The 7,492-nt window shown below is 70.0% G+C and carries 6 protein-coding genes and 1 pseudogene; 4 read left to right on the forward strand and 3 right to left on the reverse strand.

Going from position 1 to position 7,492, the window contains the following annotated elements:
- Window positions 1-219: 219 nt before the first annotated feature.
- From N4P33_RS30010 to N4P33_RS30025, 4 genes are all read left to right on the forward strand, one after another.
- A complete protein-coding gene (locus N4P33_RS30010; RefSeq protein WP_260830094.1) occupies window positions 220-1,017 on the forward strand; it encodes a rhamnogalacturonan acetylesterase in 798 nt (265 codons plus the stop codon).
- A gap of 35 nt (window positions 1,018-1,052) precedes the next feature.
- Window positions 1,053-2,375 (forward strand): polysaccharide lyase family 1 protein, encoded by a 1,323-nt coding sequence (locus N4P33_RS30015; RefSeq protein ID WP_260830095.1) that lies wholly within the window; start codon window positions 1,053-1,055, stop codon window positions 2,373-2,375.
- Window positions 2,376-2,459: 84 nt separating this feature from the next.
- Entirely contained in the window at window positions 2,460-3,572 is a 1,113-nt protein-coding gene (locus tag N4P33_RS30020; RefSeq protein WP_260830096.1) for a pectinesterase family protein, read from the forward strand.
- Window positions 3,556-4,632 carry a dienelactone hydrolase family protein gene (locus N4P33_RS30025; RefSeq protein WP_260830097.1) on the forward strand — a complete coding sequence of 359 codons (1,077 nt, stop codon included), beginning with the start codon at window positions 3,556-3,558 and terminating at the stop codon, window positions 4,630-4,632. The genes N4P33_RS30020 and N4P33_RS30025 overlap by 17 nt, the downstream gene beginning before the upstream one ends.
- Here N4P33_RS30025 and N4P33_RS30030 read toward each other — a convergent pair.
- The 3 genes and pseudogenes from N4P33_RS30030 to N4P33_RS35760 form a co-directional block, all read right to left on the reverse strand.
- Window positions 4,630-5,697, reverse strand: a pseudogene (locus N4P33_RS30030) (glycoside hydrolase family 43 protein); the annotation flags it as partial. The gene N4P33_RS30025 and the pseudogene N4P33_RS30030 sit on opposite strands and share 3 nt — an antisense overlap.
- 258 nt (window positions 5,698-5,955) lie before the next feature.
- Complete coding sequence (locus tag N4P33_RS30035) at window positions 5,956-6,786, reverse strand: pectate lyase (protein WP_260830098.1); 831 nt, start codon at window positions 6,784-6,786, stop codon at window positions 5,956-5,958.
- Between the two features lie 87 nt (window positions 6,787-6,873).
- Window positions 6,874-7,260: a hypothetical protein gene (locus tag N4P33_RS35760; protein WP_399030363.1), complete on the reverse strand. Its 387-nt coding sequence runs from the start codon at window positions 7,258-7,260 to the stop codon at window positions 6,874-6,876.
- Between the last annotated feature and the right edge of the window lie 232 nt (window positions 7,261-7,492).

Raw genomic sequence — 7,492 nt, forward strand, 5'->3', positions numbered from 1 at the left:
CCCCACTCGCCGCACCGGGCGCCGACCACGTACAACCAGTACGCCGGTCGACGCCCGGCACGCCGAGAGCACGCTCCCCCACCCTCGAACCGCGCTTCGCACGGCTCGGGCGGGAGGTGCCCCCACGACGCCGCCAGGCCCGCCCTCCGGGCGGACGACGGGAATTTGACGACAGGGCCTAGGTGAGTGACCTGGTCCCGTCTCGAAAGGTGCACCCCAGTGTCTCTTGGTCGTAGACAAGTAGCTTTCGCAGGTCTCGCTGTTCCTCTCGCTCTCGCCATGAGCGGTACCGCCCGAGCCACCCCCGGTCGTAAGGCCCGGACCCTCTACATCGCCGGGGATTCCACCGCCGCGCAGAAGTATGCCGATGCCGCTCCCGAGACCGGGTGGGGAATGGCCTTGCCGTTCTTTGTGCATCGGGATCTTCAGGTCGCCAATCATGCCGTCAATGGGCGGAGTTCCAAGAGCTTCGTCGAGGAAGGGCGGCTGGAGGTGATCCTCTCCTCGATTCGGGAGGGGGATCTGCTGGTCATCCAGTTCGCGCACAACGATGAGAAGGTGGGCGATCCTTCTCGGTACACCGAGCCCTGGTCGACGTATCAGGAGTATCTGCGGCTGTATGTCGACGGGGCCCGGGCGCGGGGGGCCCGGCCCGTGCTGGCCACGCCTGTGGAGCGGCGGCGGTTCGATGCCGGGGGTGTGGCTCTGCCCAGTCATGGGGAGTATCCCGCGGCCATGCGGGTGCTGGCGCGGGAGGCGCGGGTGCCGCTGCTGGATGTTCAGGTGCTGTCGCTTGCCCTGTGGCAGGAGCTCGGGGTCGAGGAGAGCAAGAAGTACTTCAACTGGACGGCGACCGAGCAGGACAACACGCACTTCAATCCGCCGGGAGCCGTCGCCGTGGCCCGGATGGTCGTTCGGGAGCTGGTGCGCACGCGGGTGCTCGGGGCCCGTGATGTGCGCCGGATCGACGAGGTGATTCCCGAGTCGTGGATCACCTGGCCCGAGGCCATCGCTTAGAACACCCCTGATCTTTCACGAAGGAGAGCCGCATCATGGACAGACGTGCATGGCATGAGCATGCCACCAGAGCCCTCTCGGTCGTCGGTTGCACCGCCCTCGTGCTGGGGCTGACCGGCACCGCCGCCCACGCCCACTCCTCGTCCCGCGACCTGGGCCGGCAGACCCTCGGCGCCGATGACGGGTGGGCGGCCCACGGGACCGGCACCACCGGAGGCGCCGCCGCCGATGCCGAGCATGTGTACACCGTCAGCGACTGGGCCGGATTCAAGGCGGCCCTCGCCGACGGCGGGGACGCGCCGAAGATCATCAAGGTGAAGGGGACCATCGACGCGGTCTCCGAGGGGTGCGACGCGTTCTCCGCACCCGGGTACGACTTCGGCGCCTATCTGGAGAAGTACGCGCCGGAGACCTGGGGGCTGGAGCAGGACCTCAGCGCCGAGCCCGACGACAGTCCGGAGGGGCTGCGCCGGGCCTCCGCCGCCCAGCAGGACGCGGCCATCAAGGCGAACATCCCCGCCAACACCACCATCGTCGGCCTCGGCCGCGACGCCGGGATCAAGGGCGCCAGCCTGCAGATCAAGGGCGTCGACAATGTCATCATCCGCAATCTGACGCTCGAGAGCCCCATCGACTGCTTCCCGCAGTGGGACCCGACCGACGGCGACCGGGGCAACTGGAACTCCGAGTACGACACCGCCGTCGTCTACGGCTCCACCCATGTGTGGCTGGACCACAACACCTTCACCGACGGCGAGCACCCCGACAGCGAGGCCCCGACCTACTTCGGCATGCTGTACCAGCAGCACGACGGCGAGCTGGACATCGTGCGGGGCGCCAACTATGTCACCGCCTCCTGGAACGTCTTCACCGAGCACGACAAGACGATCCTCATCGGCAACAGCGACAGCGAGTCCACCGCCGCCGGCGACCGGGGCAAGCTGAAGGTGACCTTCCACCACAACCTGTTCAAGAACCTCGTCGAGAGCGCGCCCCGCGTCCGCTTCGGGCAGGTCGACGTCTACAACAACCACTTCGTGGCCGACGACAGCTACGCCTACAGCTTCGGCATCGGCAAGGAGTCCCAGCTCGTCGCCGAGCACAACGCGTTCACCCTGCCCGAGGGCATCAGCCCGGCCAAGATCCTCAAGCGCTGGAACGACGCGCCGCTCACCGCCGCGAACAACCTCGTCAACGGCAAGCGCACCGATCTGATCGCCGTGCACAACGCGGAGATCCCCGAGGAGACCCTGTGGTCCGGCGCCGGCTGGACACCCGCCCTGCGCGCCCAGGTTCACCCCGTGTGGGCGGTCCCGGCGCTGGTCAAGTTCGGTGCGGGCGCGGGCCGTGTCCGCTGAATCGTCCACCTGGAGGCGGCCGGGGCGGTGCGTGTTCGCGTCATCGCGTCCGTCCCGGCCGGCCCGTAGCGAAGGAGCCCCCCCATGCCCCTGTCCCGTAGGGGATTTCTGCTCACCGCCGGTGTCTCGGCGGGTGCCGCGCTCACCCTGGCGGCGCAAGCGCCCGCCCAGGCTGCGGGTCGGAGCCCGTTCGGCCGGTACGGATCGCCGGCCGCGCGCCTGACTCCCCAGACGCTGTACGTCCACCCGGGCGGCAGCGGTGACTTCACCAGCGTGCAGGCCGCCGTCACGGCCGCGGCCGGGCCCGGACACACCCTCGTCATCGCCCCGGGCGTCTACCGAGAGACGGTGTCGGTCGACGCCGACCGCACCGACATGACCTGGATCGGCGCCTCCGGTGACCCCCGGGACGTCGTCATCGTCTACGACAACGCGGCCGGCACGCCCAAGCCCGGCGGCGGCACCTACGGCACCTCAGGGTCTGCCACCACCACCGTGCGCCCCGACGGATTCACCGCACACCGGATCACCTTCGCCAACGACTGGCTGCGGGCCGATCATCCCGGCTTCACCGGCACCCAGGCGGTGGCCATCAAGGTGCAGGGCGACCGCAGCGCCTTCCACCACTGCCGGTTCCTCGGCCACCAGGACACCCTGTACGCCGACACCACGGCCCTCGGCACCTTCGCCCGCCAGTACTTCTCCCACTGCTACGCCGAGGGCGACGTCGACTTCGTCTTCGGCCGGGCGACCGCCGTGTTCGAGCACTGCCACTTCCGCACGCTGATCCGCACCGACCTCGCAGGGGCCCCGTACGGGTTCGTCTTCGCGCCCTCCACGGCCGGCGCCAATGCGCGCGGCTACCTGGTCACCCGGAGCAGGATCAGCAGCGAGGCCCCCGACGGCTACTACAAGCTGGCCCGCCCCTGGGTGCCCAGCTCCGACACCACCGCCCGTCCGTCCCTCGTCGTGCGGGACACCCACCTCGGTTCCGGCATCGACGCCGTCGCGCCGTACACCAATATGGCGAGCGGGCATCCCTGGCAGGAGCAGCGGTTCGCCGAGTATCGCAACACCGGCCCCGGCGCCGTGATCACCGTGCCCGAGAACCGGCCCCAGCTCACCCGCGCCGAGGCCGCGCTCCACACCCGGGAGGAGTACCTCGGCGACTGGCAGCCGTATGCCCGCGCCCGGTGAGCTGCCCGCCTTCCACGCGCGGCTGAAGGAGGAGCTGACCTTTCCGCTGGCCTGGGGCATCTCACCCGTACGGGACTTCGAGGAGTGGCGGCGGGTGGCCCGGGCCACGGTGGAGGAGCTGCTGATCGTCCCGTGCCAGGACGGCACGCCGTTCGCGCCCGAGTTCACCGACCGGTCGCACACGCCTTATGGCACAAGGGAGTTGGTGACCGTCTCGCTGACCCGCTACGCCCGGGTCCGCGGTGCCCTGCTCACCCCGCGGGGCAGCGGTCCCTTCCCGGCTGTGCTGCTGCTGCACGACCACGGCTCCCGGTTCGACATCGGCAAGGAGAAGGCCGTACGGCCCTGGTACGACGCCGCCCTGCTGGCCTCCGCCCGGGAGTGGGCCGACCGGCACTTCGACGGACGCTTCGTGGGAGACGAACTCGCCCGGCGGGGGCATGTGGTGCTGTGCCTGGACGCGCTCGGCTGGGGTGAGCGCGGGCCGCTGGAGTACGCGGGGCAGCAGGCCCTGGCCGCCAGCCTCTTCCACCTCGGCTCCTCGCTGGCCGGGCTGCTGGCCCGCGAGGACCAGCGGGCCGCCGCCTTCCTGGCGGGGCTTGAGCGGGTGGACGCCCGCCGGGTCACGGCGCTCGGCTTCTCCATGGGCGGCTTCCGGGCCTGGCAGGTCGCCGCGCTCAGCGAGCACATCGCGGCGGCGGCGAGCGTGTGCTGGACGACCGGGCTGAAGGAGATGATGGTGCCCGGCAACAACGCCCTGCGCGGCCAGTCGGCCTTCCACATGCTCCACCCGGGGCTCGCCCGGCACCTGGACCTGCCCGACGTGGCGAGCATCGCCGCGCCGAAGCCCCTGCTGTTCCTCGGCGGTGAACAGGATCCGCTGTTCACCGCCGAGGGGGTGCGGACCGCCTACGCAAGGCTGCGCGCCGTGTGGAGTTCCGTCGGCGCCGCCGACCGGCTGCGCACGGAGACCTGGCCCGGCGTCGGGCACGCCTTCCCGCTGCGCATGCAGGAGGAGGTCTTCGCCTGGCTGGAGTCGGCCACCGCCTCACCCGCCTGACGGGTACGCGGCGAGCAGCCGCTTGTACTCCTTCTTCGTCACCGGGATCACCGTGCCGTGCCGGGGGCTGGCGGGCAGCTGGGAGCCGGTGGACGGGGTCCAGCGGCCCGAGGCGAGATCGGTGGTCTCGAAGGGGAGATAGCCCCGGCCGCCGTACTCGTCGATGAACAGGTACCACTTCTCCTCGGTGTTCGACTTGAACACCGTCGGCCCCTCACCGCGTTCCATCGCCCCGCTGCCGATGCAGTCCGCGACGAAGTCGTACGACGTCGAGGTGAGAGTGGCGGACTTCTCCGCGGTGACGAACTTCGAGCAGGGCGAGCCCGAGGAGGGGTCGCGCTCGTCCTTGGTGTAGCGGTAGTAGGTGCCCTCGTGCTCGACCACGGTCGAGTCGATCACCGAGTAGCCGGGGTCGTTCCAGATCTTCGGCTCGCTGAACGTGCGGAAGTCCTTCGTGGTCGCGTACAGCATCTTGTTGTACGTCGATCCGGTGTGGCCGGGGTCGTCGGCGGCGTACAGCTTGGACGCCCAGAAGACGACGTACGCACCGAGGCTGTCGTCCCAGTAGGCCTCCGGCGCCCAGGCGTTGCCCGCGTTGTCGGGGGCCACCTTCACCAGGCGCTGGTCGGTCCAGTTCACCAGGTCCGTGGACTCCCACACCATGATCGACGTACTGCCGTGCCGCTGGACCTCGTCCCAGCTGCCGCTGCTGTTCTGATACATGCGCAGGTCGGTGGCGATCAGGTAGAAGCGGTCGCCCTCGGGGGAGCGGATGACGAACGGGTCGCGCAGCCCCTTCTCGCCGATCGTGGATGTCAGGACCGGCTTCCCGGCGTTGAGCTCCCGCCAGCGCAGCGGGTCGTTGCCGCGGCTGAGGGCGTAACGGATCTGCTCGCCGTCGGCGGTGCCCTCGCCGGTGAAGTAGGCGAAGAGATAACCGGCGTACCTGGGCTGCTTCTTCACGGGCGGGGCTCCTGAGTGCGCGGTGCCCGGCGGGGCGGAGAGCAGGGCGAGGAGGAGGGCGAGGAACGGGACCAGAAGCGTGCGGGCGGTGTGGCGACGCATGACACTTCCTGTCGGAGTCTGGTGGATTCTGTTTGCTTGCACTGTGCTCTGGGAGTGTCACCACTGGGGTTCGCGGCGTCAACGGGGCGGCCGGCAACGAAAGTTTCGGCCCTCTGGCAGTCGAACGCCCCCGCGGTCGTCACCGGCGGGGGCGTTCGGTGGGCCGGCCGAGTGGGGGCTCGGGCGGCGCCGGGCCGGGCGAGGGGGGCTCGTCCGGCTCACTGCCGGCCGGGGGGTGGCCGGGCAGAGCTGGGGGTCTTACTGGTAGGTGATGTCCGCTGAGGTGAAGCGGCAGTACGTGCCGTCGGGGCCCGAGCCCAGCTCCTTGGGCTCGTCACCCTTGGTGTTGCCCTGGAAGCGCGTGCACGTCTTGATCTTCTTGGCGCTGTCGCCGTGGATGCGGACCTTGCGCAGCGCGGCCGTGTCGCCGTAGTTCTGGTTGATGCCCACGATCGAGTTGGCGGGCCCCGTGACATCCACGTCGTTGATGATGATGCTCCGCTTGTACTGCGTGGAGCAGTTGCCGCAGGAGCGCACCAGCTTGCCGAAGTTCTCCACCTGGAACTTGGTGACGACCAGCTTGCCCGCGCCGTTGAACTGCAGCACCTTGTCGTGGGCGTTCCTCGCGCCGCCGCCGTACACCGTGTAGACGGAGTTCGCCGACTTGCCCTTGAAAGTCGCCGCGTCCTCGCCGACGTCCAGCCACCACACGTTCTGCAGTGTGCAACTGCCCTTGCAGTGCACGCCGTCGGCGGCCGGGCTGCCGATGACGACGTTCTTCAGCGTGGCACCGTCGGCCAGTTCGAAGACCGGGTCCTGGCCCTCTTCCTGGCTGTCGCCGCCGAGCGCGCCGGTGCCGTAGAACTTCTTCATCCCGCCGTCGTAGACACCGGAGACGGGGATGGTCTTCGACACCGGCTTGCTGCCGGTGTCCGAGGGCCAGGACGAGGCGGCGCCCGCGGTGGACAGCATCGTGGTGGTGACGATCGCCGCGCCCGTGATGCCGAGCGCGGAGACCCCGGCGATCACCGCCCGCCTTCTGGTGGTCCGGCGTCGGTGCGAGACGCGCTGTTCGGCTCGTGCAGTCATGCCCATTCCTTGCGGTGGGGGAGGATCCTTGCGCCTCTTGGTCGCCACCGGTGGAGGAAGGGTTGCCGCGGAGGGGAGAAAATCCGGCTACGAGTCCGCGTCCGGGGCCCCGTCGCCCCGCGCCGCGAAGTCGCCGCCCACGGTGAGCCGTTCGGAACCGGAGGCCGCCGTCACCGTGTAGGTGTCGGATCCGGCGTCCCGGCCGCCGCGACGGTGGTCGTACTGTGCGGCGAACATCCACTCGCCGGGCGGTACCGTGCGGCCCTCCTTCAGGGTCCAGGTGTAGACGAGGAAGCCGCCTCGCTCCTCCACCGTGAGGCCGAAGTCGTCCTCCGGCAGGGAGCGCCAGGCGCCCGTCGACGCCACCGAGCCGGTCTGGGCGACCCGCAGCCGCACGGTGAGCTCGGTGAGCCGGGTGCTCGTCTTCAGGGTGACATTGCTCTGCGCCCAGTAGTCGTTGCTGTGCGGGTCCACCGAGCCGTCCGACCACAGCGGGCCGTCCTCGGTGCCGGGCGGCGGGGCCGTCTTCGTGGCGGGTGGCGCGCTTGCCTCACGGGCCGTGCGCGAGGCGTCCGGGGAGGCGCGGGCTGTCCGACCCGGAGTCGCAGGGGCGGATCAAGGTGTGGTTCGCGCAGCACGCGGCGGCCCGGGGCTACGACGCGGAAACGATTCAGCGCACCTGGGAGATCGTCGCGGCCTTCGGTTC

It is taken from the genome of Streptomyces sp. 15-116A (genome assembly GCF_025290915.1).
Lineage (GTDB): Bacteria > Actinomycetota > Actinomycetes > Streptomycetales > Streptomycetaceae > Streptomyces.